The 25,514-nt window shown below is 64.3% G+C and carries 24 protein-coding genes; 8 read left to right on the top strand and 16 right to left on the bottom strand.

The window, feature by feature from the left end; translation table 11 throughout:
• Positions 1-114: 114 nt before the first annotated feature.
• From B5527_RS06190 to B5527_RS45225, 3 genes are all read right to left on the bottom strand, one after another.
• A complete protein-coding gene (locus B5527_RS06190; protein ID WP_079600502.1) occupies positions 115-1,374 on the bottom strand; it encodes an MFS transporter in 1,260 nt (419 codons plus the stop codon).
• Between the two features lie 94 nt (positions 1,375-1,468).
• On the bottom strand, positions 1,469-2,821 hold the full coding sequence (glmM, locus tag B5527_RS06185; protein ID WP_079600501.1) for a phosphoglucosamine mutase: 1,353 nt from the start codon (positions 2,819-2,821) through the stop codon (positions 1,469-1,471).
• 200 nt (positions 2,822-3,021) lie between these two features.
• Positions 3,022-3,189: a hypothetical protein gene (locus B5527_RS45225; protein ID WP_172842495.1), complete on the bottom strand. Its 168-nt coding sequence runs from the start codon at positions 3,187-3,189 to the stop codon at positions 3,022-3,024.
• A 109-nt stretch (positions 3,190-3,298) separates the two neighbouring features.
• Here B5527_RS45225 and B5527_RS06180 point away from each other — a divergent pair, with 109 nt between their 5' ends.
• Entirely contained in the window at positions 3,299-4,435 is a 1,137-nt protein-coding gene (locus tag B5527_RS06180; RefSeq protein ID WP_079600500.1) for an alpha-hydroxy acid oxidase, read from the top strand.
• Between the two features lie 206 nt (positions 4,436-4,641).
• Here B5527_RS06180 and B5527_RS06175 read toward each other — a convergent pair whose 3' ends face one another.
• From B5527_RS06175 to B5527_RS06130, 10 genes are all read right to left on the bottom strand, one after another.
• On the bottom strand, positions 4,642-5,244 hold the full coding sequence (locus B5527_RS06175; RefSeq protein WP_079607109.1) for a DUF5666 domain-containing protein: 603 nt from the start codon (positions 5,242-5,244) through the stop codon (positions 4,642-4,644).
• A 133-nt stretch (positions 5,245-5,377) separates the two neighbouring features.
• Positions 5,378-6,004: a hypothetical protein gene (locus B5527_RS06170; protein WP_079600499.1), complete on the bottom strand. Its 627-nt coding sequence runs from the start codon at positions 6,002-6,004 to the stop codon at positions 5,378-5,380.
• Positions 6,005-6,082: 78 nt separating this feature from the next.
• Positions 6,083-6,925 carry a shikimate dehydrogenase gene (locus tag B5527_RS06165; RefSeq protein ID WP_079600498.1) on the bottom strand — a complete coding sequence of 281 codons (843 nt, stop codon included), beginning with the start codon at positions 6,923-6,925 and terminating at the stop codon, positions 6,083-6,085.
• A gap of 76 nt (positions 6,926-7,001) precedes the next feature.
• Positions 7,002-7,637: a YoaK family protein gene (locus B5527_RS06160; protein WP_079600497.1), complete on the bottom strand. Its 636-nt coding sequence runs from the start codon at positions 7,635-7,637 to the stop codon at positions 7,002-7,004.
• 60 nt (positions 7,638-7,697) lie between these two features.
• Entirely contained in the window at positions 7,698-8,486 is a 789-nt protein-coding gene (locus tag B5527_RS06155) for a GNAT family N-acetyltransferase (RefSeq protein ID WP_079600496.1), read from the bottom strand.
• Between the two features lie 132 nt (positions 8,487-8,618).
• Positions 8,619-10,352, bottom strand: a complete 1,734-nt coding sequence (locus tag B5527_RS06150) for a SulP family inorganic anion transporter (protein ID WP_079600495.1) — start codon at positions 10,350-10,352, stop codon at positions 8,619-8,621.
• A 289-nt stretch (positions 10,353-10,641) separates the two neighbouring features.
• Entirely contained in the window at positions 10,642-12,690 is a 2,049-nt protein-coding gene (locus B5527_RS06145; protein WP_079600494.1) for an elongation factor G, read from the bottom strand.
• Positions 12,691-12,933: 243 nt separating this feature from the next.
• Positions 12,934-13,419 carry a DUF992 domain-containing protein gene (locus B5527_RS06140; RefSeq protein WP_079600493.1) on the bottom strand — a complete coding sequence of 162 codons (486 nt, stop codon included), beginning with the start codon at positions 13,417-13,419 and terminating at the stop codon, positions 12,934-12,936.
• A 290-nt stretch (positions 13,420-13,709) separates the two neighbouring features.
• Complete coding sequence (locus B5527_RS06135; RefSeq protein WP_079600492.1) at positions 13,710-14,249, bottom strand: DUF992 domain-containing protein; 540 nt, start codon at positions 14,247-14,249, stop codon at positions 13,710-13,712.
• Between the two features lie 125 nt (positions 14,250-14,374).
• Positions 14,375-15,577, bottom strand: coding sequence for a pyridoxal phosphate-dependent aminotransferase (locus B5527_RS06130; protein ID WP_079607108.1), 1,203 nt, complete (start codon positions 15,575-15,577; stop codon positions 14,375-14,377).
• Between the two features lie 194 nt (positions 15,578-15,771).
• On the opposite strand from B5527_RS06130, the gene B5527_RS06125 reads away from it, so the two are divergent.
• The 4 genes from B5527_RS06125 (at position 15,772) to B5527_RS45215 (ending at position 18,367) form a co-directional block, all read left to right on the top strand.
• The gene (locus B5527_RS06125) at positions 15,772-16,998 is read left to right on the top strand and encodes a glycosyltransferase family 87 protein (protein WP_079600491.1); all 1,227 of its coding nucleotides are present in this window, start codon (positions 15,772-15,774) and stop codon (positions 16,996-16,998) included.
• A 180-nt stretch (positions 16,999-17,178) separates the two neighbouring features.
• The gene (locus tag B5527_RS06120) at positions 17,179-17,832 is read left to right on the top strand and encodes a glutathione S-transferase family protein (RefSeq protein WP_079600490.1); all 654 of its coding nucleotides are present in this window, start codon (positions 17,179-17,181) and stop codon (positions 17,830-17,832) included.
• Positions 17,833-17,973: 141 nt separating this feature from the next.
• On the top strand, positions 17,974-18,150 hold the full coding sequence (locus B5527_RS45220) for a hypothetical protein (protein ID WP_172842493.1): 177 nt from the start codon (positions 17,974-17,976) through the stop codon (positions 18,148-18,150).
• A 73-nt stretch (positions 18,151-18,223) separates the two neighbouring features.
• The gene (locus tag B5527_RS45215) at positions 18,224-18,367 is read left to right on the top strand and encodes a hypothetical protein (RefSeq protein ID WP_172842492.1); all 144 of its coding nucleotides are present in this window, start codon (positions 18,224-18,226) and stop codon (positions 18,365-18,367) included.
• Here B5527_RS45215 and B5527_RS06110 read toward each other — a convergent pair.
• Positions 18,357-19,421: an SDR family oxidoreductase gene (locus B5527_RS06110; RefSeq protein WP_079600488.1), complete on the bottom strand. Its 1,065-nt coding sequence runs from the start codon at positions 19,419-19,421 to the stop codon at positions 18,357-18,359. The two genes, B5527_RS45215 and B5527_RS06110, sit on opposite strands and share 11 nt — an antisense overlap.
• Before the next feature lie 242 nt (positions 19,422-19,663).
• Between B5527_RS06110 and B5527_RS06105 the strand changes: the two genes are divergently transcribed.
• From B5527_RS06105 to B5527_RS06095, 3 genes are all read left to right on the top strand, one after another.
• Complete coding sequence (locus B5527_RS06105; protein WP_079600487.1) at positions 19,664-20,479, top strand: PAS-domain containing protein; 816 nt, start codon at positions 19,664-19,666, stop codon at positions 20,477-20,479.
• Between the two features lie 103 nt (positions 20,480-20,582).
• A complete protein-coding gene (locus tag B5527_RS06100; RefSeq protein ID WP_425305062.1) occupies positions 20,583-21,062 on the top strand; it encodes a GNAT family N-acetyltransferase in 480 nt (159 codons plus the stop codon).
• Positions 21,063-21,451: 389 nt separating this feature from the next.
• Positions 21,452-22,390, top strand: coding sequence for an aldo/keto reductase (locus tag B5527_RS06095; RefSeq protein WP_079600485.1), 939 nt, complete (start codon positions 21,452-21,454; stop codon positions 22,388-22,390).
• A gap of 308 nt (positions 22,391-22,698) precedes the next feature.
• Here the strand turns inward: B5527_RS06095 and B5527_RS06090 are convergent, their stop codons facing one another.
• Both B5527_RS06090 and B5527_RS06085 read right to left on the bottom strand, forming a co-directional pair.
• A complete protein-coding gene (locus B5527_RS06090) occupies positions 22,699-23,928 on the bottom strand; it encodes a DUF1501 domain-containing protein (protein WP_079600484.1) in 1,230 nt (409 codons plus the stop codon).
• Complete coding sequence (locus tag B5527_RS06085; RefSeq protein WP_079607107.1) at positions 23,925-25,490, bottom strand: DUF1800 domain-containing protein; 1,566 nt, start codon at positions 25,488-25,490, stop codon at positions 23,925-23,927. The genes B5527_RS06090 and B5527_RS06085 overlap by 4 nt, the downstream gene beginning before the upstream one ends.
• Between the last annotated feature and the right edge of the window lie 24 nt (positions 25,491-25,514).

The following is a 25,514-nucleotide window of genomic DNA, read 5'->3' as shown; positions in this document are numbered from 1 at the left end:
CTGAGTGTTTTTTTCGTTGCCGGAGTGCACGCGAGAATTAGATGGCGCAAGCGCCACAATTCCTAACAATGTATTGATGAACAGCGCATTGAAGCTGCGCGGCCGACCGGCGCGTCAGTGCGCGGTTCTCGGCATCTTCGGCAGGAACACCGCGAGCAGCCCGATCGCCGGCAGGTAGGCGCAGACCTGATAGACGAACGCGATGCCGGTATGGTCGGCGACCTTGCCGAGCACCGCGGCGCCGAGGCCGCCGATGCCGAACGCAAACCCGAAGAACACCCCGGAGATCATTCCGAACCGATGCGGCATCAGCTCCTGCGCGAACACGATGATCGCCGACGTCGCCGAGGAAATGATGAAGCCGATGAACACCGTCAACACCGCGCTTGCGAACAGGCCGGCATAGGGCAGCGCCAGCGTGAACGGCAGCGCGCCGAGGATCGAAAACCAGATCACGTATTTACGTCCGAACCGGTCGCCGAGCGGTCCGCCGAAGAACCCCCCGGCCGCGTTCGAGACGAGAAAGAGGAAGAGATAAAGCTGGGCGGCCTGGGTCGAGACGCCGAATTTGTCGATCAGGTAGAACATGTAATAGCTCGACAGGCTCGACACGTAGAGCTGCTTCGAGAACAGTAGCGCCACCAGCACCACCAGCGCGATCACGACCCGGCGCGAACTCGGCGCGTCGGGATGGGCGGGAGGCGGCGCCATCTTTTTCGTCGTGATCTGCGGCTTGTACCATTGCCCGATCCGCCACAGGATCACGATCGCCAGAAATGCGACCGAGGAAAACCAGGCGATGCTCGGCTGACCGAACGGCACCACGATCAGCGCCGCGAGCAGCGGACCCATCGCGGTTCCGGCGTTGCCGCCGACCTGAAACACCGATTGCGCGAAGCCGTAGCGCCCGCCGGAGGCGAGCCGCGCGATCCGCGCCGACTCCGGATGGAACACCGCCGAGCCGAGTCCGACCAGCGCTGCCGCGACGAGGATGACGAGGTATTGCTGCGCGACGCTGAGCAACAGCAGGCCGAAGAACGTGGCCCCCATGCCGACGGCGAGCGAAAACGGCTGCGCCTTTTTGTCGGTGAAATGCCCCACCAGCGGCTGCAGCAGCGAGGCGGTGAACTGGAACGCCAGCGTGATCAGCCCGATCTGCGCGAAGTCGAGCGCGTAGCTGTCTTTCAGGATCGGATAGACCGACGGGATCAGCGACTGCATGGTGTCGTTGAGGAAGTGCGACAGGCTGATGCCGCCGAGGACGATATAGGCCGGTCCCGCCGCGGCGGATCGTGCGATCGAACCGGACGTCGGGTCCGGCACCAGAACCGGCGCGGCCAGGGCCTCTTCGGAGACGATGACAGGCTTGTTCAAGAGATCATTCCCGAAAGGTCAGCGCGGAGCCACGCGCTTCCTACGATGGCGGCACGGCCCCGACCAGCGCCATTAAATGATGGCTGCGATGCGCTTACGCGGCGGCGGCCGCGGCGTTACCGAGCGCGGTGACGATATGATCGACCACTTCCTCGACCAGGATGCGGTCGTCGCCCTCGCCCATCACGCGGATCACCGGCTCGGTGCCGGAGGAGCGCACCAACAACCGGCCGTGGCCGTTGAGCCGCTCTTCGCCGGCGTCGATGGCCGATTTGACCTCGGCGTCGTCGAGCGGCCTGCCGCTGCGGTAACGCACGTTCTTCAGGATCTGCGGCAACGGTTCGAAGCGGCGGCAGACCTCCGATACCGGGCGGCGAAGTTTTTGCACCACCGCGAGCACCTGCAGCGCCGCGACGAAGCCGTCACCTGTGGTGGCGTAGTCCGACAGAATGATGTGGCCGGAGGGCTCGCCGCCGAGATTGTAGCCCTGGCGCAGCATCTGTTCGAGCACGTAGCGATCGCCGACCGGCGTGCGCACCATTTCGATGCCCTGGCCTTCGAGAAAGCGCTCCAGTCCCAGATTCGACATCACGGTGGCGACGATGCCCGGCTTGGCGAGCCGGCCGTCTTCCTTCCAGCTCTGCGCGATCACCGCCAGCAGCTGGTCGCCGTCGACCAGATGCCCGCGCTCATCGACCAGGATCACCCGATCGGCGTCGCCATCGAGCGCGATGCCGATGTCGGCGCGCATTTCGCGCACCTTGCGGCTCAGTGCCTCCGGCGAAGTCGATCCGCATTCCTTGTTGATGTTGAATCCATCCGGGTCGACGCCGATCGAAATGACGTCGGCGCCGAGCTCCCACAGCGCTTCCGGCACCACCTTGTAGGCCGCGCCATGGGCGCAATCGACCACCACGCGCAGGCCGTCGAGGCTGAGATCGCGCGGCAGCGTACGCTTGGCGAATTCGATGTAGCGGTCATGGACGCCGTCGATGCGGCGGGCGCGCCCGAGACTGGCGCTCTGCGCCAGCCGCTTGTCGAGCGATTCATCCATCAGCTGCTCGATCTGCTTTTCGACGTCGTCGGACAGTTTGAAGCCCTGCGGGCCGAACAGCTTGATGCCGTTGTCTTCGAACAGGTTATGCGAAGCGGAAATCATCACGCCGAGATCGGCGCGCATCGACTTGGTCAGCATCGCCACCGCGGGCGTCGGCATCGGGCCGAGCAGCAGCACATCCATGCCGACCGAGGTAAACCCGGCCACCATCGCGTATTCGATCATGTAGCCGGAAAGCCGGGTATCCTTGCCGATGACGACGCGATGGCGATGTTCTCCGCGCTGAAATACCAGCCCAGCCGCCTGCCCCACCTTGAGCGCGAGCTCCGGCGTAATCAAACCATTGGCGCGGCCCCGAATCCCATCCGTACCGAAATATCTGCGGCTCATGTACCCCCCAAGCACCGTCCAGGTTTCTCAAGAAGCCTCAAACGGCCGCCATCATAGCGTGCGGCGATTATAATGCCTTCGGGGCCGATATGGCTTCAAAAAATATGATTAATCATTACCGGCGGCCGCGCCGCCGATTAGCGATTAACCCATTGTTAACGCTTGATTTATCTTGGATACTGAGGCGTCACCCGCCGCGGTCAATCGTTGCGCTTGACGTGGCGGTCCTGTTTCGAGGGCGCCGGCTGGGTGACATTGACCGGATCCGAGGCTGGAAAGGTCTCCTGCAGCCCCTCGTCCAGGGCCTGATCGAGCCGGCGCTTCTCGGCACTTTTGGCATCTTCGGGCTCGGAGCGTGGGCCGGTCATGGATGCCCTCCTGGCTGGCAGCCCCACCGCCGTGAAGCGATTTTGCGGTGGGCCCAAGCATGCTAGATGACAGTCAAAGCCATAAATACAAGAAGGGCCGGCAACGTCCATGAAACACATCACCTGCATCGAAGATCTGCGCCAGGTCCATAAGCGCAAGGTGCCCAAGGCATTTTTCGACTACGCCGATCGCGGCTCCTACGCCGAGGAAACGCTGCGCGCCAATCGGGAAGACCTGCAGCAGATCAAGTTTCGCCAGCGCATTCTGGTCGATGTGTCGAAGCGCGATCTCTCGACCACGATTCTCGGCGAGCCTGCTTCGCTGCCGCTGATGCTGGCGCCGATCGGGCTGCTCGGGATGCAATCCGGCGACGGCGAAATTCACGCCTGCCGCGCCGCGCAGGCCGCGGGCATTCCGTTCACGCTGAGCACGATGTCGATCTGTTCGATCGAGGACGTCGCGGCCAATGTCGACAAGCCGTTCTGGTTTCAGCTCTACGTCATGAAGGACCGCGGCTTCATCAAGGCGCTGATCGAGCGCGCCATCGCGGCGAAATGCAGCGCGCTGGTGCTCACGGTCGATCTGCAGGTGATCGGGCAACGTCATCAGGACATCAAGAACGGCATGACGGTGCCGCCCGAATGGACGCTCTCGAAATTTCTCGATTTTGCGAGCAAGCCGGCATGGGTGTCCGGCGTATTGCGCGGCAAGCGCCGCACCTTCGGCAATCTGGTCGGTCACCTCAAGGGCACCGACGATATCACCGCGCTGTCGACATGGACCTCCTCGCAGTTCGACACCTCGCTGAACTGGAAAGATGTCGACTGGATCCGCAGCATCTGGCCGGGCAAGCTGGTGCTCAAGGGCATCCTCGACGTCGAGGATGCCGAGGAAGCGGTGAAGACCGGCGCGCAGGCCCTGGTGGCCTCCAACCATGGCGGCCGCCAGCTCGACGGCGCGCCGTCGTCGATCGAGGTGCTGCCGGAAATCGTCGACGCCGTCGGTTCGCGGATCGAAGTGTTGTTCGACGGCGGCATTCGCTCCGGCCAGGACGTGATGCGCGCGCTCGCGCTCGGCGCCAAGTCCTGCATGATCGGCCGCGCCTTCGTCCACGGCCTCGGCGCTTTCGGCGAAGCCGGCGTCACCAAGGCGATCGACATCATCCGCAACGAACTCAGCGTCACCATGGGGCTGTGCGGCGTCAACACCATCGCCGAGATCGACGAGCACGTGCTGGCGGTCTGAAACGTTTCGTCGCGGCGTTCGCCATTTCCCTTCTCCCCTTGTGGGAGAAGGTGGCTTCGCCAACGGGTCGGCGCGAAGCGCCGCCCGATGATAAACTCCACGAAGACGGATGAGGGGTCCGGTCCATCGATGGAAAGAGACCCCTCATCCGGCACGGACTTCGTCCGCGCCACCTTCTCCCACAAGGGGAGAAGGAAAGAGTAAGGTCACATCGGCGGCGTAATTCCGTCGAGGCCGACACCGACGCGGGCGGCTTCCAGTGTGCCGTCATCTTTCTTGGTGGCACCGAAGATGATGATCTTGGCGCCCGGCTTCAGTTCGGTCTTGTCACCTGAAACGAATGCGACGATCGGCGTTTCCGGCGGCACCACGACTTTTTTCTCGCCGTCCTTGTACTTGACCCTGATGTTCTGGCCGTCGGTGCCGGCGACGGTCTCGGCGACGGTAGCGTTGGTCATGGTGCTGTTGGGACGCAGGTCCCAGGGCCGGAAGCCTTCGGCGGCGCCGCGTTGCGCTTCAGGGAAGATATGAACGGCGAGCGCCTTCTGGGTGCCGTCGGGCTCGGGCATCGCCGATACACCGACGTAGGAGCCCGGCTTGATTTCGGACAGCGCGCTTTTGGCGATGCCGACCACCACGACATTGTCGGTCACACGAACCTTCATGTCCGCGCCCTCGCGCGACTTGATCATCAGCGTGGGGCCATCGACGCTTTCGATGGTGCCGCGGATGCGCACCGTCGGCGGCTGCTGCGCCCACGCCGCCGATGCAAGCATGACCGTCAGCGAAACCACCAGCAGGCGCGGCATCAACGAAGAAATTTTCAGCATGGTTGTCCCTCTCAAAGCTCTGTCCAACTCATGACAGAACCCCGCGGCCGGAAGGCTATTCCGGGATGACGCAGCCGTGATATCCCGTTTGTCGTCAGGGGAGAGACGAATCCTACATCGGCGGGGTCAGGCCGTCGCGGCCGACGCCGACCCGGTTGGTTTCGTACGAACCGTCCGGCAGCTTTTTGATAAATGCGATCACCTTGGCGCCGGCCTTCAGGTCGGATTTGTCGCCGGCGTTATAGGTCACCACCGGCGTATCCGGCCCGACCACGACTTTTTTCTCGCCGTCCTTGTATTTGACTGTCAGCGTGCGACCGTCGTTGCCCGCGACGCTCTCGGCCACCGTCGCATTGGTCATGGTGCTGTTGGGCCGCAGATCGTACGGCCGCGAACCCTCCCCGGTGCCGCGCATGTCCTCGGGAAATACGTGCACTTCGACCGCCTTTTGACTGCCGTCCGCCCCGGGCACCGTGGTGGCGCCGACGAAGGAGCCGACTTTGACGTCGGACAGCGAGATCTTGACGATCCCGACTACCTTCATGTCGCCGGTCATGTGCAGCTTGACATCCTCGCCGCTGCGCGACTTGACCGACAGCACGTCGCCGTCAACGCCCTCGATGGTGCCGCGAACCCGCGACGGCGTCGGCGATTGTTGCGCGACTGCGTAGAGCGACGACGCGACCAAAACGGCCATTGCGACAAGCGGACGACTGAGGCTCGAACGACGAACGGGCATGAACTGATCTCCGGTTGGTATCACTGAACAACGGTATCACTGGGCACGAGCCCCCTAAAACTTCCACACTATTCCCGCTCAAACCTTTGTGAGATCGGCCTCGACCAGGGCTCGAAGCTCCGGCGTGACCTCGGGGCGCTGTCCGAACCACAATTCGAACCCGCGCACCGCCTGGTGCAGCAGCATGCCGAGCCCGTCGGCGGCTTTGAGTCCGCGCGCCCGCGCCGCCGCCAGCAGCGGCGTCTGCAGCGGCACGTAGACGAGGTCGGCGACAACCGCATGCGACGGCAACCGGCCGGCCTCGATTTCGAGCGCGGGCTGGCCGTGCATGCCGAGCGACGTCGTATTCACCAGCAGTTCCGCGCGCGGCAACAGATCATCGATGCCATCCCAGGGAACAGGATGAACGGTGGCGCCGAACTGATCCGCGAGCGTGCGGGCGCGCGCGACGGTGCGGTTGGCCAGATACACGCGCCTGATACCGCGCTCGATCAATCCAAACACCACCGCGCGCGACGAACCGCCGGCGCCGAGCACCAGCGCTTCGGTGGCGGCGTCCCAGCCGGGAGCGCAGGCGTCGAGATTATCGATAAAGCCTTCGATATCGGTGTTGGTCGAGCGCAGTTCGCCGCCCTCGTACCACAGCGTGTTGGCGGCGCCGACCGCGCGGGCACGTGCGTCCGGCATCGACAGCGCCAGCGCGCGCTCCTTGTGCGGAATGGTGACATTGGCGCCGACGAAACCGTGCGTCGACAGGTGCAGCACGAATTCGGCAAAGCCCTCGGGCGGCACCGCCTCGATGCTGTAGCCGCCCTCGATACCAAGCATCCGCAGCCAGTAATGATGGATCAGCGGCGAGCGCGAATGCGCTGCCGGCCATCCGATCAGGCATGCGGCACGGGCTTTGGTCTCGGCTGTCATGGTCTATCCTGCTGCAGCGCGTCGTAACCAGCCGCCGCCGCTGCTCAAATCGGCCAAGCTGGGTTCGCTGTCAATGCTATCGGTGGATGGTCGCGGCAACGATCGCGCTCAGCGCCAGCGCTATCCCCGCGGCAAACCAGATCGCGGCGAGATTGATCCAGTGATAGGCCAGCGCGCCGCAAAACGAACCCGCCACCAGCGCCGCCCACAACAGCAAATTCGGCACCCAATCCCAGCGCGGGCCGCCGCGCAGCGCCGCCGCGACATGCTGGCCGACCTTGACCAGCGTACCGGTGACGTAGGTAACGCCGAGCCCGCCGCCGCCCTGGATCTGGAACACCGCGTTCGCCAATCCCATCGCCAGCACCATCGCGGCAATCGCGGCATTCGGCAGGGCGAAGCTGTAGCAGAGCGCCGATCCGGCGAGCAGCGACGCCTCCGTGAGCAGCAGCCAGGGCTGGCGGTGGACACCGTGGCCAAGCACGATCAGGCAGCCGGCCGCGGCACCAATCACGAATAGCGCGATCACGCCCAGCGCCTCGGCCGCATTCGACCAGTGCCCCGCGGCCAGGCTGACGCCCAGCCGCGTCGAGTTGCCGCTCATGAAGGCGACGTACATACCGTTGAGATGCAGGAAGCCGATGGCGTCGACGTAGCCGGCCAGCGCGCTCAGCGCACAGGCCAATATGGTGTTGCGGTGTGAATCAAGCATTTCGGCGAACCGCGGCGCGGCGCGCGCGGGCTGTCCGTGGTTCGACCGAGCAAGGACGTCTCAGGCGTTCCATTCGTAGATTTCTTTTTCGTAGACTTCCTCAAATCCGGCGCGCTGCAGATTCCGGTAGGAATGCTCGATCATATAGAGGGTTTCGGACACCAGCGTCGAACAGCCCATCTGTTCGGCCCGTTCTATCCGCTTCGCAATCAGGGCCTGCTGGGCTCCGCGTTTGCGATGGCTTTCGGCGGTCGCCGCGGACATCAGATATCCGAGGTCTTCGAACACGCAGAGGGTGGCAATGGCGACCGGACGCGCGTCGTCGAAAGCCATGTAATGGAAGAAGCCTTCCTTGCCGGCGGACCTGACATATCCCGGCCACATGGTCTCGCCCAGCTGATCGCCGGCTTGCGTTATTTCTTCCGCGCTCACCTCTCGCACCTCAAGATCGGTTTTGAATTCAACCGGCGAACGATGATCGCGGCACAGGGTCGGATAGCCGGTGCGTCGAATACGGGAGAGCCCGCTCTGTTCCAGCCAGCCGCGCACCACCTCCATGTCGGGGCCGGGGCTGAGCCAGACGAAGAACCGCTTCACCCCGTCGGTCGCGAACAGATCGATCAAACGCCCGATGCCACGGAATTCCATTCCCGCTTCCGTTCCGCACCAATAGACGCGGTTCAGATTGGCGGACGCAAAGGGACCCTGACGATGAGGGTCGATGGTGACGTAGCAACTGCCGCAGGGAGAGCCGTGGAACTGCCTGCGTATCAGGCTATCCGGCTGACATCGGCTGTCCAGCCAGGCAGTAAGCCGTTTCATTTTCAACGACAAAACGATCTTGTCCATCAGGCTCCCCGCGAACTGCGATGCCACGCAACGGAAATTGGCACGGTACTTCGCGCGCCGACGCCGCAGTTTTCACGAAAGCGGCTGACTTGGAAAGTGCGACCGCGCGAAAAACAACGCCCGCGGGCGAAGCTAACTTGCGGCGAGACCGTCCGCCGCGACCGAAAGTTTCTCGCGCTCGCCCTTGATGTCGGCGACAGCCCGCGCAATGGTTTCGCGATATTTGGCGCGCGGCGGCCTCACCCCATGAGTGAGGAGTGCCCGGCGCACCGTCGGCGACGCGCCGGTGATGAAGAGCCGGATGCCCTGGCGCTTTGCCTTGGCCGCAACGCGGCTCATGGCGTTGGCCGCGGTGGAATCGAGAAACGGCACCGCCGCGAAATCCACCACGAACGCCTTGCGGGTATCGGCGAGGCTGTCGAGCACCGCCCCTACCGTCGAGGCCGCGCCGAAAAAGAACGCGCCGGTGATGCGATACACCAGCACGTCCGGATCGGCAGCCAGCCGGGAATCGTAGGGCACGCGATCACCGTCGCCGTGGTCGGCCCTGTCGGCGGTCACCAGCGGCGTTGCCGCCTCGATGCCCGTCATCTCCGCCATGCGGTTGATGAACAGCACTGCGCCGAGTGCGAAGCCCACCAGGATGCCCTCGGTGAGATCGCGAAAGATCGTCAGCAGAAAGGTCGCCAGCAGCACTGTGGCATCGCCGCGCGAGGAGCGGATCAGAGTCGCGAATTCGTGTTTCTCCGCCATGTTCCAGGCGACGACCACCAGCACCGACGCCAGCGCCGCGAGCGGAATATAGCTCGCCAGGGGCGCGGCGATCAGCATGAACAGCAACAGGAAACCCGAATGCAGCATTCCGGAAATCGGGCCGCGCGCGCCGGCGCGGACGTTGGTCGCGGTTCGCGCGATGGTGCCGGTGACACAGATGCCGCCGAACAGCGCCGATCCGATATTGGCAAACCCCTGCGCCACCAGTTCACAGTTCGAACGATGCCTGCGGCCGGTCATGCCGTCCGCCACCACGGCCGAGAGCAGCGACTCGATGGCGCCGAGCAGCGCGAATGCGATCGCGTCGGGCAGTACCGCCCGCGCCTTCTCCAGCGAAAACACCGGCCACGCCGGCCAGGGTAATTCCCGGGGGATGCCGCCGAACCGGGTGCCGATGGTTTCCACCGGCAGCGACAGCGCCCACGCGGCGAGCGCTGCGACAACGACCGCGATCAAAATGCCGGGCCAGTGCGGCCGCAGTCTTCGCAGCATGACGATGATGGCGACGCTGACCGCAGACACGGCGATCGCCGAGAGGTTGGCGGTGTGCAGTCCGCCCGACAGCACCTGCAGTTTTGGGATCAATTCGCCCGGTTCTTTCGTGGTCAGCGTGATGCCGAGCAGGTCCTTGAGCTGGCTGGCGAAGATGATGACGGCGATCCCGGCGGTGAACCCCACGGTCACCGGATAGGGAATGAATTTGATGTAGGTGCCGAGCCGCAGAAGACCCGCGGCGATCAGAAGCACTCCGGCCATCGCGGTGGCGAGGATCACGCCATCGACGCCGTGGCGTTCGGCGGTCAGCGCCACCAGCACAATGAACGCGCCGGCGGGTCCGCCGATTTGAAACCGGCTGCCGCCGAGCAAGGAGACGATGAAGCCGCCGATCACGGCGGTATAAAGCCCGCGGTCCGGGGTCACGCCCGAGCCGATGGCGATCGCCATCGACAGCGGCAGCGCGACAATCGCCACCGTCAGGCCGGCGATCACGTCGGCGCGAAAATCCGCCAAGCCATAGCCTTCGCGCAGCACCGTAAGCAGTTTAGGTGCGTACAATTCAGCAAAGGTCGGCTGTTTGATATGCCGCAGCATGTCCCTGCAGTCCCTGTCTCCCGATTCGGGAGGATATCATGCAATGGCGGGCGGGACGGCTTATTGAGCGAGATCATGATGCTCGGCGGCAGCAACGCAAATCGCGGGAAGCGGAGAGGATATCGTCTTGGAATGGCTATCTGCCGTCATTCCGGGATGGTCCCAACGGGTCGGCGCTTCGCGCCGCCCGATGACAGGCTCCGGGCCCGACCTCAGATGTGCAATTGCACATCGGGGAATCCTTGGATTCCGGGCTCGCGCCTTGCGCGCCCCGGAATGACAGCCGGAATCACGCCGCGACGCGGTGCGCGGCGATGATCTGATCGGCGGCGCGGCCGGTGACCTCCGCCATGCGGTCGAAAGCCCGCGTGAAACTGCCGGCGCCCGCCGTCGCCGAGCGCAACTCCACGATCAACTCGCCGATCTCGGCTTCCGGCATCATGGCGCGGACGCGATCCCATCCCGGCCAGCCCTCGCGGGTGTCGAAGCCGAGAATCTGCCCGCGCCGCCCCGAGAGAATGGCGTTGATTTTCGCTGTGGCGTCGGTGGGACAGACGATCTCCACCACATGAATCGGCTCCAGCAGCACCGGCTGGCAGTGCGGCAGCGCCTCGCTGACGCCGATCCGCGCCGCGGTGCGGAACGCCAGATCCGATGAGTCCACGCTGTGATACGAACCGTCGGTCAGCGTCACCTGCACATCGATCACGGGAAAGCCGAGCGGCCCGCGCAACAGCCCGTCGACCACGCCCTCCTCCACCGCGCCGATATAGTTGCGCGGCACCGCGCCGCCGACGACCCTTTCGTGGAACTCGAAGCCGCCGCCGCGCGGCATCGGCTTGACCTCCAGCACCACGTCGCCGAACTGGCCGTGGCCGCCGGATTGCTTCTTGTGCCGGCCGCGCTGGGTGATCGATTTGCGGATGGTTTCCTGATATCCGATCGCCGGCGGCTGCGATTTGACGTTGACGCCGAAACGGTCATGCAGGCGCTCCAGCGCCACCCGCAAATGCATCTCGCCCTGTCCCCACAGCACGGTGTCGTGGGTCCGCGGATTTTGGATCATCGTCAACGAGGGATCTTCCTCGTTGAGCCGCAACAAAGCCTGGCCGAGTTTGACGTCGTCCTTGCGGTCGGCTGCCGAAAGCGCGATCGCCAGCACCGGCGGCGACGGCTCGACGCGGACCAGCACTGCCGGGGCGGTCTTGCCGCTCGACAGCGTGTCGCCGGTCTTGATGGTGTCGAGCTTGCCGAGCGCGACCGTTTCGCCGGTCTCGGCGGCGGCGCGCTTGCTGTCATGGGCGCAGTTCACGCCAGATATGCCCGACACCCGGCCGCTCTCACCCGACGAGGATTGCAGCGTCGCGCCGTCATCGAGGTGGCCTGCGAGCACGCGCGTCAGCGAGAGCTTGCCGCCATGCTGCAAATGCACGGTCTTGAATACGTAGGCCAGCATGTCCTTGGCAGAAGCCGCGCCGAGACGCCTGGCGGTCTCGGCCACGCCGGGCGATTCATGCCGCAGCGCCTTCATCAGGCGCAGCACGCCGTTCTCGCGCGCCGCCGAGCCGAGCAGAACGGGACAGATCTGCCCCTCGCGCAATTCGCGGGCGAGATCGTCGAACACGGCATCGCGCGGCGGCGGAATGTCCTCGAGCAATTGTTCCATCAGCGCGTCGTCGTGATCGGCGAGCTTTTCCAGCATCGAGAAGCGGGCTTCCTTCTCGCGGTCGAGATCGCCGCCCTCGAGCGCGACCACTTTGGATGCCTTGTGTTCGCGATAGACGAAGGCGCGTTCCAGCGCCAGATCGACGAAACCCGCGATCAGATCGCCGTTCCAGATCGGAATCTGCCGCAGCACCAGCGGAATCCGCGATGCCGGCTGCAATGTCGCGAGCGTTTCGCGGATCCGCTTGTTGGCCCTGTCGATCTTGTTGAGAAACAGAAAGCGCGGGATGCCGAGATCTTCCAGCTCGCGCAGGATAATCTGGAGCTGCGGCAGCTTGCGTTCGTCGGCCTCGCAGACCACCACCGCGGCGTCGACCGCCGGGATCGCGGCGCGCATGTCGTGCGCGAATTCGACCGAGCCGGGGCAGTCGATAAAGGTGTAACTGTCGCCCATGAAATTTGTCGTGGCGGCGGCGAGGCCGACGCCCATCTTGTGGTGGCGGGCTTCGGGACTGGCATCGCCCACGGAAGTTCCGGCGTCCACGCTGCCGGCACGGGGGATGGCGCCGGTGCGCGCCAATATCGCTTCAAGGAGTGTGGTTTTACCGCTTTGGAAAGGGCCCACTAGTGCGATGCACCGTGGACCGCGGGGACTACTGACGTCTTGTCCCATCGCCGTTTCCTCATCTGGAGCTCGGCCCTTGATTGGGTCGGCGGCCGGATGCTCCGCCTACATCGAAGATTTGGCAAGCCGGAAAAACGTCGCTGCGGTGCGACGTGAAGATGCGTCATCCTGAGGTGCGCGCTCTTGCGCGCCTCGAAGCATGGGAAGCTTGCACCGTCATGTCATCTTTCGAGGCTCGCCGAAGACGGCGTGCACCTCAGGATGACGGTTCCGCGCGCTTTTGGATCATTCTTACCGTCCCGGGCGAAGTTCCAGGCTCTCCAGCCCGGCCGCGACATTGAGGCCGACCTGGCCCTGCACACTAAGCGGCTGCAGCGCGATCGAATTGTCCGAGCCGCCCACCAGCACATTACCGCCGAGCCCGACGCCGACCGACGCGCTGCCCTGCGCGCCGGCGTAATTGCCCGAGAGATCGCCGGGCCCGAGCCGCGCCACCGGCGCATAGACGCCCCAGGCGAGCGCCGATTCCTGGGTGATGCCGAGATCGACGCCGACCTTGCGGATGGTCGCGACATAGCGATCCTCCGGCATGCCCTCTATGCGCAGCACGCAACCGAGATTGGTGACCGAGCCGACGATGAAGCCGACGCTGGCGCCGCCACGGCATTCGAGCACGCCGACCTGGACGCGCTGGATCGGCTGCTGCGCGCCGGCGCCGGCGAAGGACGCAACCAGCATGGCGACGGCGATGCCGACAAGGAGGATTGAACGGTGCATGATGAAATCTCCGGCTAAAAAATGTGATGCGAGCCAAATCAGCAAAGCGCCATGCCCGCGGCGCTCCGTTCTCTATGCCACAACATCGGCGGCCGTGCCAGATTTGCAGCGCTCCAGGCGCTCGTTGCAATTTAGAACGTCATTCCGGGGCGCGCGAAGCGCGAGCCCGGAATCTCGAGATTCCGGGTCTGGTGCGGACCATCCCGGAATGACGAGCCAACGAGGCAAAGCGCCAAACAAAAAGAGGCCCGCTTTCACGGGCCTCTTTTCCGTTAACGTGCTCCGGCTTCTCAGCCGTGATGATGATGGTGATGATGGTAATAATGATGCCGGTGATAACCGCGATGCGCGAACTGGACCGGCTCCAGCTCGATATCGGCAACGCCGGCCGCAACGTTCAACCCGGTCTGGCCTTGCACACTGAGCGGCTGCAGCGCGTAGGAATTCTGCGGACCGCCGACCAGGAAGTTGCCGCCAAATCCGACCCCGACCGACGCGTTGGCGCCGACCCCGCCGTAGTTGCCCGCGAGTTCGCCGCGCGCAACCCTGCTGCTCGGTGCGCTTACCGCCCAGGAAAATTGGGTCTGCTGGGTGAAGCCGAGATCGACGCCAAACCGGCGGACGGTCGCGACGTAGGGCTCGGGCGGGCTTCCGTCGCTTTCGAACATGCATTGGAGGCTGGTCACGGAGCCAACGACGAAGCCGACATTCTGGCCGCCCTGGCATTGCAGGATACCGGCACGAACCGGCGGCAGCGCGTTGGCGCTTGGGATCGGCAGCACGAGCGCAGCCGTGGCAATACTAGCAATAGTAAGTCTCGAGAGTCGCATGTGTGGGGGTCCCCGGGTGATGAACTGAATTCGCGGGGGGACAGGAAGGAAGCGCCGTGTCGAAAACAAGGCGCTTCCAAGAATCCGCCGTCAAAACATCCGAAGCCGACGAGGAAGTGATTTGACTATCTCAAATTGCCGCAAAATCGCTGGATCCGCTTGCAGGCGTCCTCGAGGTCGGAGTTTTTGGCCGCGTAGGAAATCCGGAACGCCGGGCCAAGCCCGAACGCCGACCCCTGCACCACCGCGACGCCCTCGGTTTCCAGGAGTTCCGTGACGAAGTCTTCGTCGTTGCCGATCACCTTGCCGGACGGCGACGTCTTGCCGATGGTGCCGGCACAGGACGGGTAAACATAGAACGCGCCCTGCGGCCGCGGACAATCGATGCCCTTGGCCTGATTGAGCATCGACACCACGAGATCGCGGCGCTCCCTGAACGCCTTGTTGTTCACCGGGATGAAATCCTGCGGACCGTTCAAGGCCTCGACCGACGCCCATTGCGAAATCGAACAGGGGTTCGAGGTCGACTGCGACTGGATCGTCGCCATCGCCTTGATCAGCGGCGCCGGACCGCCGGCATACCCGATGCGCCAGCCGGTCATGCAATAAGCTTTCGACACGCCGTTCACCGTCAGGGTGCGCTCGTACAGTTTCGGCTCGATCTGCGCCGGCGTCGTGAACACGAAATCGTCATAGACCAGATGCTCGTACATATCGTCGGTCATGACCCAGATCTCGGGATGCTTCACTAGCACATCGGTGATCGCCTTCAGCTCGCTGCGCGTATAGGCGGCGCCGGTCGGGTTCGACGGCGAACACAGAATGATCCATTTTGTCTTGGGCGTGATCGCCTTCTCGAGCGCGTCGGGCTGCAGCTTGAAGCCGTGCTGCGCCGTGCACACCACCGGTACCGGTTCGCCGCCGGCAAGCGCCACCATTTCCGGATAGCTCACCCAATAGGGCGCGGGAATGATGACCTCGTCGCCCGGATTGATGGTGGCCATCAGCGCGTTGTAGAGCACCTGCTTGCCGCCGGTCCCGACGATGATCTGGTTCGGCTTGTAGGTAAGACCGTTCTCGCGCTGAAACTTGGCGGATATCGCCTCCTTCAGCTCGGGAATGCCGTCCACCGCGGTGTACTTGGTCTTGCCGGCCTCGATGGCGTGGATCGCCGCCAGCTTGATGTTGGCGGGGGTATCGAAATCGGGCTCGCCGGCGCCAAGGCCGATGACGTTGCGGCCTGCCGCTTTGAGCTCGCGCGCTTTATCCGTGACCGCGATGGTCGCGGACGGCTTCACACGGTCGAGCGCTGCGGACAGAAACGGCATCATCATCTCCTTGCAAAGGTCGCGAGCACGCCGGGCGCCGCGACACCGATCCACGACTCTTATTGATGGGATCGAGGCACACTAAAGCGTGTCACGATGCATCGCAAGAAGCTTGGCCCATCGCAGCCAAACTTTAGGGAACGTTAAAAGGCGCCGGCTAGGGTCGCGCAACATTCATAAAATTCCGCGGCGAAATGACTCATATCTGGCAAGGCCTGCGATCCGGCCAGTGGCTGACCGCCGCGCGGGCACGCGGCTACAGCCTGATCCTGCTCGGGATATGCGCGATCGCCGTGGCCGGCTGGATCGCGATGGCGGACGGCCTGGTCGACCGCAACGGCAAGCCCCTCGGCACTGATTTTTCCAACGTCTATGCCGCCGGCAGCCTGACGTGGCAGGGCCGGCCGGCGGAGGCCTACGAGCCCGCGCTCCAGCATGCCGAGGAGATAGCCGTATTCGGCGGCCGCGAGGTGCCGTTCTACGGCTGGCACTATCCGCCGTTTTTCTTTGCCGTTGCCGTTGTCGTGGCCGCCTTCCCCTATGCGTGGGGGCTTGCGATCTGGCTTGCGGCGAGCTTCGCGGCCTATCTGGCGACGATCCGCGCGATCCTGCCCGGTCGGCAAACGCTGCTGGTCGCCGCCGCCTTCCCCGCGGTGTTCGTCAATATCGGCCACGGCCAGAACGGATTTCTAACCGCCGCGCTGCTCGGCGGCGCGCTGCACCTGCTCGATCGCCGGCCATGGCTCGCCGGCGTGCTGATCGGCCTGCTCGCCTACAAACCGCAATTCGGCGTGTTGATTCCGGTAGCACTGCTGGCGAGCGGACGATGGAGCAGCATTGGCGCGGCGGCGGTCACGGTGGCGGCGCTGGTCGCGCTCAGCTTCGTCACGCTCGGCGGCGGGGTCTGGCACGCGTTCGCGGACTCGATGACCTTCACGCAGACGGTGGTGCTCGAGCAGGGCGGCACCGGCTGGGAAAAAATCCAGTCGATCTTTTCGGCGGTGCGGATGTGGGGCGCGGGCGTCCACACCGCCTATGCGGTGCAGACCGCGCTGGCGCTGATGCTGGCGGCAAGCCTCGCCTGGCTGTGGCGGAGCGATGTCGCGTTCGAACTCAAGGCCTCGGCGCTGGCGAGCGGCAGCCTGCTCGCGACGCCGTACGTCCTCGACTACGATCTCGTGGTGCTCGCGGTCGCCATCGCATTTTTCGTCCGCCATGGGCTGCGTCGTGGTTTCCGCACTTTCGAGATCAGCGTGCTGGCCGCGGCGTGGATCGTGCCGCTGCTGTCACGCGGTATTGCCGGAGTCACTGGCATACCCCTCGGCCTGCTGGTGTTGTTAACGTTTTACCTCGTTACATTACGGCGCGCGGTGCTCGATCGCGCAGGCGCTGCCAGCGTCCATCGAATCGCGCAAGCGTGATCTGATTTGATCGGGCGTATTGGCAAAATCTTCTGCGTGGTTGCAGTGCGGTAGATGATTTCTACCTTTTCCATTGTCGGGGCCTTGCGACGCATCCGTATCGGCATCATTCTTTAGCCGCCTTGCGGGATGACAAGGTGGTCACTTTCGCGAGCCTCGTCCTGCGGTCAAACAAATCCGATGTACAAGCTCTATTCGATGCAGCGCTCCGGCAACAGCTACAAGGTTCGCCTTGCGCTGGCGTTGCTCAACGCGCCCTATCGCGCGATCGAAATCGACATCCTGCGCGGTGAGAGCCGCACGCCGGACTTTCTCGCCATGAATCCCAGCGGACAGGTGCCGCTGCTGGAAGTCGCGGAAGGCCGCTACCTCGCCGAATCCAACGCGATCCTCTGGTATGTCGCCGGCGGCACCTCGCTCGCGCCGGAAACGCGGATCGAGCGCGCCGAAGCGCTGCAGTGGATGTTCTTCGAACAACACGCGCTGGAGCCGAATATCGGCGCGGCCTATTTCTGGCTGGCGCTGGTCAAAGGTGGCCGCGACCTGCAGACGCACGCGCTGGAAGACTGGATGGAGCGCGGTTATGCGGCGCTGCAGGTGATGGAAAATCACCTCAAGACCCATGAGTATTTCGCAACCGGCCAGCTCACGGTCGCCGATATCGCGCTCTACGGCTACACCCATGTCGCCGACCGCTGCGATTACGACCTCACGACATTCCCTGCGATCCGGGCATGGCTGCGGCGGATCGAGCAAACCCCCGGCTTCGTCGCCATGGACTGGCGCCCCGGGGCTGAGGTCGACGATTCCGCCGGGATCGCCGCTGACGCTTAAGCTGCGGGAATAGCGGGCATAACCGCCGCAATCGCCGTGATTTTGCCATTTTCGAGGCGCGCTCGCCGCAATATTGCCGGCGATCCCTGCGAATTTTCGACGTCGCGGGTGATTCGCCCGGGCGTTGAAGGATCTTGGGCCATGATACGATCGCCCGGCGCGACAGGCTTCAATGGCCGCTCCGCGCCTGTCGCTTCGTCCCGACTGATCCGTACCGTCGCGGCCTCGCTCGCGATCGGTTCGCTGTCGCTGTGCCTGATCGTCACCCTCACCATGCTTTCGATCAAGGTCACCATGGCGATGCCGATTCCGGCATAGCCAAAAATTATTTTCCAGGTCATTCGCAATTTGCGCGACAACGAGCGGTGGTCAGGACCGCGATCGGGCGACGATGAAGGCACCTGTCGTACTGGTTACTGCGGCGCTGACGGCGGCAATCCTGGTGGCAGCATCACTGCTGATCGCGACGGGAACGCGCGGCGAAAACGCCGGTCCCGCCTTCGGCCGCGAGTACAGCGCTCCCGTCACGGAATGATGCGGGCTTCGCGCAACCGGGCGAACAGATCGAAGAAACTATCGTCGGTGGCCTGATAGTCGAGAAAGCCGAGCTTGCGGCTCTTGCTCATGTCGGTGACCACTTCGATGGGACGGCCCAGATCGGCATCGGTGTGCCACGCCGAGGTGACCAGCGAGAGATCGGCCACTGCCAGGTCATGCTTGCGGGCGATCTCGGTCCAGATCGGACCCGCATCGGCCAGTTGACGCTCGAGCGGAATTCCGTGGCCCCGATACGGTGCGGGTTGCAAGCCGAACCAGCCGGCCAGCCGGGCCCACATCCAGTTCCAGCGGAATACGTCGCCGTTGACGACGTTGAATGCCTGGTTGCGCGCCGCCTTTGTCGTGGCGGCCCATTCCAGATGGCGGGCAAGCAGCCTCGCATCCGTCATGTCGGTGAGGCCGTTCCATTGCGTCGCGGAGCCCGGGAACGAAAATGGGCGGCCGGTCTCCCGGCAGATCGTCGCGTACACGGCAAGCGTGACGCCCATATTCATCGCATTGCCGACCGCGTACCCGATGATGGTGTGCGGCCGGTGCACGCTCCAGCCGAAGCCGTCGCGCGCGGCCGCGGCAAACACTTCGTCTTCCTGCGCGTAGTAGAAATTTTCCACATCGAGCCGTGGCTGCTCTTCGCGAAACGGCGTCGCGGGTAAAGTGCCCTTGCCGTAGGCCTCGAAGGGGCCGAGGTAGTGTTTCAGCCCGGTCACCAGCGCGACATGCCTGACCGAACCGGCCGGCGACAGTGCATCGAGCAAATTGCGAACCATGGCGCGATTGACCTTGATGTTTTCCGCCTCGGTCTTTTGCCGCAGCCACGTAGCGATGAAGACATCGGTGGGCTGCAGGCCTCGCAAGACAGCCCGAAGCGCTTCCAAATCCAGCAAGTCGCCGGCCAGGGGAATCACGCCGTCCATGCCGGTCGGCGGCCGCCGCGCCAATCCGTGCACCTGCCAGCCTCGTTCGCGCAGATGCCGGGCGAGATTATTGCCGACGATACCGCTGGCTCCAACCACAAGCGCCGAACCTGTCATGTCTTATCCTTTTGAAGGTGCAAACGAGGTAGATAGGCGGCCAGGATCGGATCGCCAGCAAAAGCCGGTCCATGATTCCGGCCCGCCGGTTCCCTCCGCGATCGATATCAATTGATCCAAGAGATCGGAAAGCCGCACTGGTCCGGTTGATCGATTTTTAAGGATACGCCAGGAAAAACAGCCGCTGACGCAACCATTCGTCACGTTAAGCCCGTTTACTCTCGTGAGAGACGAGTACAGGCATGCGTTTTGACTGGCGCGCAATCTCCGGTCCGGCATTGACGGCAACGACGGCTCTGATCGCCATTGTTGTCGATCGCCATTTTGTTGCCGTTCCCAACCCGGCGCCGCTTTTGGTTTGCATCGTCGCCTTCGCAGGCTCGTTCAGCGGGCTCGCATCCGGCATGAGCAGTGCCGCCGTTGCGGTCGCTGCCTCCGCGCTGTTTTTCCTCAGCCACCGCGCGGCGCCGGGCTACGACGCAGCCGATCTGGTTCGGCTGTTGATGCTGGCGCTAACCGCGGCCGGCGCCGCCGCCCTTACTGGCCTGCTGCGGAAAGGACTGACGGATGCGTTCGCGTGGGAACGCCGGCATCATGCCACCGCGGAGCGGCTGTCGGCGGCGCTCGATCGGGTCAACATCGGCATCGTGCTGCTTGATTCCGATACCCGCGCGATATTCATCAATCGCGCCTTCCGCGATTATTTCTCGCTGCCCGACCAGAAGGCCGACAGCAAGCCACCGTTCATCGCGCTGATGTATCACAGCCGCGACACCGGCGCCTACGAACTTCCGGAGCAGGAGCTAAGTGCCTTCATCGCACGGCGCATGGAGATGGTGCGCGCCGGCGACTCCACGCCGATCAATATCGACCTCGCCGACGGACAGGTGCTGCGTTTTTCCTGCACGGCATTGCCCGACGGCGGACGCATGCTGAGCTACACGCCGGTGACCGATCTCGTCCGCCACGGCGACGACCCTTCCAGAGCCGACTATTACCGCTCGTTGCGCGGCGGCGGCGATCGCGACCTTGCCCGGCATCTCCGCGCCGCGGAATAGCCGCATGGTGGCGTGAGACGCCGAAGCCGATTGATCCTGTCCGGCGGCGCCCTTAATGAAAGGGCTACCTCCCCGGCCTGCGCACCCTGGTGGCCCGCCTTTCATGAATGCAGCAACGCCGATGTCCAGCGAACTGTCTGTCCGCTTCGTCACCCGACAGGATTATGACCGATGGCTTCCGCTGTGGGATGGCTACAACGCGTTTTACGGACGCGCGGGCGCGACCGCGCTTTCCCCTGAAATTACAGCGATGACATGGGCCCGCTTTTTCGATGCCTATGAGCCGGTACATGGTCTGGTCGCGGAAAGCGGTAGAGAGTTGCTGGGCCTAACCCACTACCTGTTCCACCGCAGCACCACGGCGATCGAGCCCCTCTGCTATTTGCAGGATTTGTTCACCAGCGAAGCCGCGCGCGGAGAAGGCGTGGGCAAGGCACTCATCAACGGCGTCTATGAACAGGCGAGGCGCGCCGGATCGCCGCGCGTATACTGGCAGACGCACGAAACAAACCTTACCGCGATGCGGCTTTATAACCAGGTGGCGGAGCGCCCCGGCTTTGTCATCTATCGCAAGCTGTTATGACGAGCCTGCCCCGGATGCTGCCGGCCTGTGGATAAGTCCTGCTGTCACCGGCGCGTAACAATACAACGCTAGGTTTCGCATGCGTCTGATCAGGCCCCCCGTCACAGATCACGCGCCCAAGCGGTCCCCGTCAGTCGCCGCGTCTGACCGGGGCCGCCTTTTTTTGTCGCCTGACGGGGTGCGTTGGGCCTAACCGCCACTCGCGACGTCCTTCCTCCGCCGCGCCGGCATTTGCGGTCGGCGAACCGCTTCACGACACCGTTATCCTGATTGCGCTGGCGTTCAAGAATCGGCCTGACCCGCGACACGTCAAGCCCGGCGCCTTGCGGCTTCGCCATGCGCGAGTCACAATGACAACCCTCTCGAACTCCCCCCTACAGGATCAATTCATGCAAATTCGCAATCTCGGCGGCTCCGGCCTGCGCGTTTCCGCCGTTGGCCTCGGGTGCAACAATTTCGGCCAGCGCACCGATCTGGAGACCTCGCGCAAGGTGATCCACAAGGCGATCGATCTCGGCGTGACGCTGTTCGATACCGCCGACATCTATGCCGGGATGGGCGGCTCCGAGACCGTGCTCGGCCAGGTGCTCGGCGACCGCCGCAAGGACATCGTGCTGGCGACGAAATATTCCAAGCCGATGAGCAGTGACGGTACCAAACAGGGCGCGTCGCGGCGCTATATCATGTCCGCGGTCGAGGCCAGCCTGACCCGGCTGAAGACCGACTACATCGATCTCTACCAGCAGCACGATTACGATCCGCTGACCCCTATCGAGGAAACCCTGCGGGCGCTGGACGATCTGATCCGGCAGGGCAAGGTGCGCTACATCGGCAATTCGAATTTTCCGGCCTGGCGCATCGCCGAGGCGGAACTGACCGCGCGCCAGATGAACGTCAGTCCGTTCGTGTCGTGCCAGGACGAATACAGCCTGCTGGTGCGCGACATCGAAAAGGATCTGCTGCCCGCGGCGCGGCAATACAGGCTCGGCCTGTTGCCGTTCTTCCCGCTCGCCAGCGGACTTCTAACCGGCAAATACAAGCGCGGCGCGGCGGTGCCGGAGGATACGCGCTTTGCCAAGATGCCGGCGTTGCGCGATCGTTACGCCACGCCGCGCAACGAGGACATGGTCGAGAAGCTGCAGGCTTTCGCGCAGAAGCGCGGGCACACCATGCTCGAACTGGCGTTCTCATGGCTGGCGTCGCGGCCGCAGGTCTCAAGCGTGATCGCCGGCGCCACCCGCGTCGAGCAGGTTGAGCAGAACGTCAAGGCGATCGACTGGGCGCTCAGCGCCGAGGATCTGGCGGAGATCGACAAGATTACGAAGTAGGTTCGTCATTCCGGGGCGTCCGAAGGACGAACCCGGAATCTCGAGATTCCCCGATGTGCAATTGCACATCTGTGGTTCGCATCTTCGATGTGCCCCGGAATGACGGCGCTGTTGGCGGAGGATATCGCGGAGATCGACGGGATTACGAAGGGGTAGTCGGCGGCGGCGTCAACTGCTTGATCGTCATGGCCGGGCTTGTCCCGGCCATCCACGTCTTCGCCTTCTCCAAGCTCCAAAGACGTGGATGCCCGGGACAAGCCCGGGCATGACGACTTTGTTGGAGCGGCGAGAGACGAAGAAAAAATGGTCTACCCCAGCAGCCCCTGCATCGGCTTCGTCGCTGCGCTGTCGGGAAATACCGTCTCCGCCAGCACGCGCTCGGCGAGGCCGAGATGATCGTGCAGCACGCCCTTGATCACCGCGCGCAGATCGGTGGTTGGTCCAAGATCGCGGCCCTCATAGAGATTGGCAGGCTTCAATCCGGGCCAGTCGGAAATCACCCGGCCCCCTTTCACCGCACCGCCGGCGAGCAGCGCAATGGTGCCGGTGCCGTGGTCGGTGCCTTCGGTGCCGTTGATCCGCGCGGTGCGGCCGAATTCGGTCGCGACCACCACCGCGGTGTCGCGCCAGCGCTCGCCGAGCCCGCTTTCGAATTCGGAGAGCGCGCCGTCGAGGCCGGACAGCAGTTGCGCCAGACGGCCCACCGGGCCGCCTTCATTGGCATGGGTATCCCAGCCGTCGAAGGCGAGCGCTGCGATCCGCGGGCCGTCGTCGGCCGCCATCAGCTTGGCGGCGCCGCGCGCCACCAGCCGCATCGCGCCCGCATTGTTGGTGCCCGGCTTCGGCCGCATATCGTCGCCCTGCGCGGCCTTGTCGAGTTGCAACCCTTGCGACAACGCCGACGCCAGCGCGGGATCGCGATGATGGTAGAGTTCGAGGAGGCGCATCGCGGTATCGTCGGCGGCTTGCGGCAGCGCCACCGGCGCCCAGCCGACGGTCGGCGCCGAACCGCGCAGCACCAGCGGCGTGGTCGGGCCGACGGCAAGACCGCTCATCACGCGTTCGCCTTTCGGTAACGCTTCCAGCGCGCGGTTGAGCCAGCCGGATTGCACCCGGCCCGGCCCGGCAAACCCGCTTTCGAGCACGTCCTGCCCGTCGAAATGCGAGCGGTCGCGATAGGGCGTCGATACCGCGTGGATCACGGCAGCGTGCTGTTCTCTGTACATCCGGGCGAATTCCGGCATCGCCGGGTGCAGGGCGAAGAAGGAATCGAGCATCACAGCGGCATGCGGGCCGTCCGGTGTCAGCGCGATCGACCCGTGCAGGCCGGCATAATCCGGATCGCCTGTCGGTGCGACGGTGGCAAGCCCGTCCAGCGCGCCGCGCAGGATCACGACGATCAGGCGCGGGTCGCGTCCATCGGCGGCGCGGGCGAATTTCGGCAAGTAGGCCCAGGCCGCGAACGACGCCCCGCCGAGCAGCAGCGCGCGGCGCGAGGTCGCCGGTGATCTCGGGCTTTCGCAGCAATCCATCGTCATCTCCTCTGGAATTCCGGCGACATCAGCAACAACGCCAGCGCCTGCTGCCGCGACTCCGCGCGTTCGATGGTACGCCGCGTCTCCGGCGACGCCGCGTCGGCGGCGACAACCTCCAGGAGATCGCGGGGATCGATGTTATCGCCGAGCCGCGAGGCCACCTGCGCCGAGATATCGAGCCGCAGCTTCATCCCCTCGGGCGCGGCCCAAGCCGCATTGGTGTCGGGAAATCCGTTTGGCCCGGCCGGCGACCACAGCGGTTCGCCCAGCAAATTGAGGCCGCCCAGATAGCGGCCGGGCTCCTCCGGGATTTGCGTCAGCAGCCGGCCGGTCGCGACCAGGAATTCGTAGGGACTGCGCATCTTGGTCAGCGGCGCCTGCCACGCCTCGTCGGAATCCAGAAGCACCGTTGCCAGCGCCCTGAGATCGCCGTCGGATTTTCCGAACGTGTCCTGCAGCCGCGCCACCAATGCCGGCGGCGGATCGTCGGCCACGAAATGACGGACGAATTTGGTGGCGATGAATTTCGCGGTGGACGGATGGCGCGCGATATCCGCCAGCGCGGATTCGCCCTGCGCGACGCCGTTGTTCTCGTAGGTCTTGCCGAGCAGTCGCTGCGCACCGGGCTGATGCGCATTGGCATTGAACACGAAGCTGCCGGGGGTGCCGAGCTGTCCTTGCCTTCCGGCAAAGGTCCAGCCGGTGATGATGCGCGCCAGCGAGGTGACGTCGTCCTGCGAATAGCCGCCGCCGACGCCGAGCGTGTGCAGCTCCATGATTTCGCGGGCGAGATTTTCGTTCAGCCCGCGCTTGCGGTTTTGCCCGGCGCGGGAATCGGGGCCGAGCGATTGCTGGTTGTCGAGAAAGAACAGCATCGCCGGATGCTGCTCGACGGCCTGGAGCATGTCTGCGAAGCGTCCGAACACATGAGGCCGGATCGCCTCGCGTTCGAACGCGCCGGCCCACATCCGCGCCAACGGACCCTTGTTGGCGGAGATGCAAAAATGATTGGACCAGAATGCCACCAGCCGCTCGCCGAACCCGCAATCCGCCATCACGCCGCGTTGCAGCCGCGCCAGCGCCTCGGCGCGGTAGGTTTTCTGGATGATGTTGAGCGGCTGCGGCGGCGGCTTGGCTGCGTTGGGCTGCATGGCGTCGGCCGATGGCATCGCCGCGTTGGCGCCGGCGTTTTCCGGCGAATTCATCGCCGGCGACTTGCCCGACATGTCCATGGCGATGCTGTTGAGCGACAGGTTGCGCCGTTGCGCCTTGGATTCAGCCGCCGGCGGCGCCGGTGCGCCGTCCGTGGACGGCATCGGCGCGCCCGACTTCGCCTCGCGCGCCTGCTTGACCTCCAGCTGATACGCGAACACCGCCTGCCCCAGGGCCGGGGTGGGCAGCAATCCCGGCACCTCCAGCAGCACGGCGTTGGGGCGGCTCAGGTCGGCTTTGACAAAGCCGCGCGGATCGGAACTTGCATTGACGAAATCGCCGGAGGCTCCACCGCGCGCGCCCAGTCCGAAGCGATTGAGCGCGACAAGAGCGGTTTGTGGATCGCGGGCCATCGAATTTTCCTTTGCGCTTTGCTT

Source organism: Bradyrhizobium erythrophlei (assembly GCF_900129425.1).
Lineage (GTDB): Bacteria > Pseudomonadota > Alphaproteobacteria > Rhizobiales > Xanthobacteraceae > Bradyrhizobium > Bradyrhizobium erythrophlei_C.
Note: the sequence above shows the minus strand (reverse complement) of the source record. Positions and strands in the feature narration are given on the sequence as shown.

Bases quoted from the DNA above. Each gene is read 5' to 3' on its own strand.
- glmM (WP_079600501.1), bottom strand. From the start codon at position 2,821: ATGAGCCGCAGATATTTCGGTACGGATGGGATTCGGGGCCGCGCCAAT.
- B5527_RS45225 (WP_172842495.1), bottom strand. From the start codon at position 3,189: ATGACCGGCCCACGCTCCGAGCCCGAAGATGCCAAAAGTGCCGAGAAG.
- B5527_RS06180 (WP_079600500.1), top strand. From the start codon at position 3,299: ATGAAACACATCACCTGCATCGAAGATCTGCGCCAGGTCCATAAGCGC.
- B5527_RS06175 (WP_079607109.1), bottom strand. From the start codon at position 5,244: ATGCCGCGCCTGCTGGTGGTTTCGCTGACGGTCATGCTTGCATCGGCG.
- B5527_RS06170 (WP_079600499.1), bottom strand. From the start codon at position 6,004: ATGCCCGTTCGTCGTTCGAGCCTCAGTCGTCCGCTTGTCGCAATGGCC.
- B5527_RS06165 (WP_079600498.1), bottom strand. From the start codon at position 6,925: ATGACAGCCGAGACCAAAGCCCGTGCCGCATGCCTGATCGGATGGCCG.
- B5527_RS06160 (WP_079600497.1), bottom strand. From the start codon at position 7,637: ATGCTTGATTCACACCGCAACACCATATTGGCCTGTGCGCTGAGCGCG.
- B5527_RS06155 (WP_079600496.1), bottom strand. From the start codon at position 8,486: ATGGACAAGATCGTTTTGTCGTTGAAAATGAAACGGCTTACTGCCTGG.
- B5527_RS06150 (WP_079600495.1), bottom strand. From the start codon at position 10,352: ATGCTGCGGCATATCAAACAGCCGACCTTTGCTGAATTGTACGCACCT.
- B5527_RS06145 (WP_079600494.1), bottom strand. From the start codon at position 12,690: ATGGGACAAGACGTCAGTAGTCCCCGCGGTCCACGGTGCATCGCACTA.
- B5527_RS06140 (WP_079600493.1), bottom strand. From the start codon at position 13,419: ATGCACCGTTCAATCCTCCTTGTCGGCATCGCCGTCGCCATGCTGGTT.
- B5527_RS06135 (WP_079600492.1), bottom strand. From the start codon at position 14,249: ATGCGACTCTCGAGACTTACTATTGCTAGTATTGCCACGGCTGCGCTC.
- B5527_RS06130 (WP_079607108.1), bottom strand. From the start codon at position 15,577: ATGCCGTTTCTGTCCGCAGCGCTCGACCGTGTGAAGCCGTCCGCGACC.
- B5527_RS06125 (WP_079600491.1), top strand. From the start codon at position 15,772: ATGACTCATATCTGGCAAGGCCTGCGATCCGGCCAGTGGCTGACCGCC.
- B5527_RS06120 (WP_079600490.1), top strand. From the start codon at position 17,179: ATGTACAAGCTCTATTCGATGCAGCGCTCCGGCAACAGCTACAAGGTT.
- B5527_RS45220 (WP_172842493.1), top strand. From the start codon at position 17,974: ATGATACGATCGCCCGGCGCGACAGGCTTCAATGGCCGCTCCGCGCCT.
- B5527_RS45215 (WP_172842492.1), top strand. From the start codon at position 18,224: ATGAAGGCACCTGTCGTACTGGTTACTGCGGCGCTGACGGCGGCAATC.
- B5527_RS06110 (WP_079600488.1), bottom strand. From the start codon at position 19,421: ATGACAGGTTCGGCGCTTGTGGTTGGAGCCAGCGGTATCGTCGGCAAT.
- B5527_RS06105 (WP_079600487.1), top strand. From the start codon at position 19,664: ATGCGTTTTGACTGGCGCGCAATCTCCGGTCCGGCATTGACGGCAACG.
- B5527_RS06100 (WP_425305062.1), top strand. From the start codon at position 20,583: ATGAATGCAGCAACGCCGATGTCCAGCGAACTGTCTGTCCGCTTCGTC.
- B5527_RS06095 (WP_079600485.1), top strand. From the start codon at position 21,452: ATGCAAATTCGCAATCTCGGCGGCTCCGGCCTGCGCGTTTCCGCCGTT.
- B5527_RS06090 (WP_079600484.1), bottom strand. From the start codon at position 23,928: ATGACGATGGATTGCTGCGAAAGCCCGAGATCACCGGCGACCTCGCGC.
- B5527_RS06085 (WP_079607107.1), bottom strand. From the start codon at position 25,490: ATGGCCCGCGATCCACAAACCGCTCTTGTCGCGCTCAATCGCTTCGGA.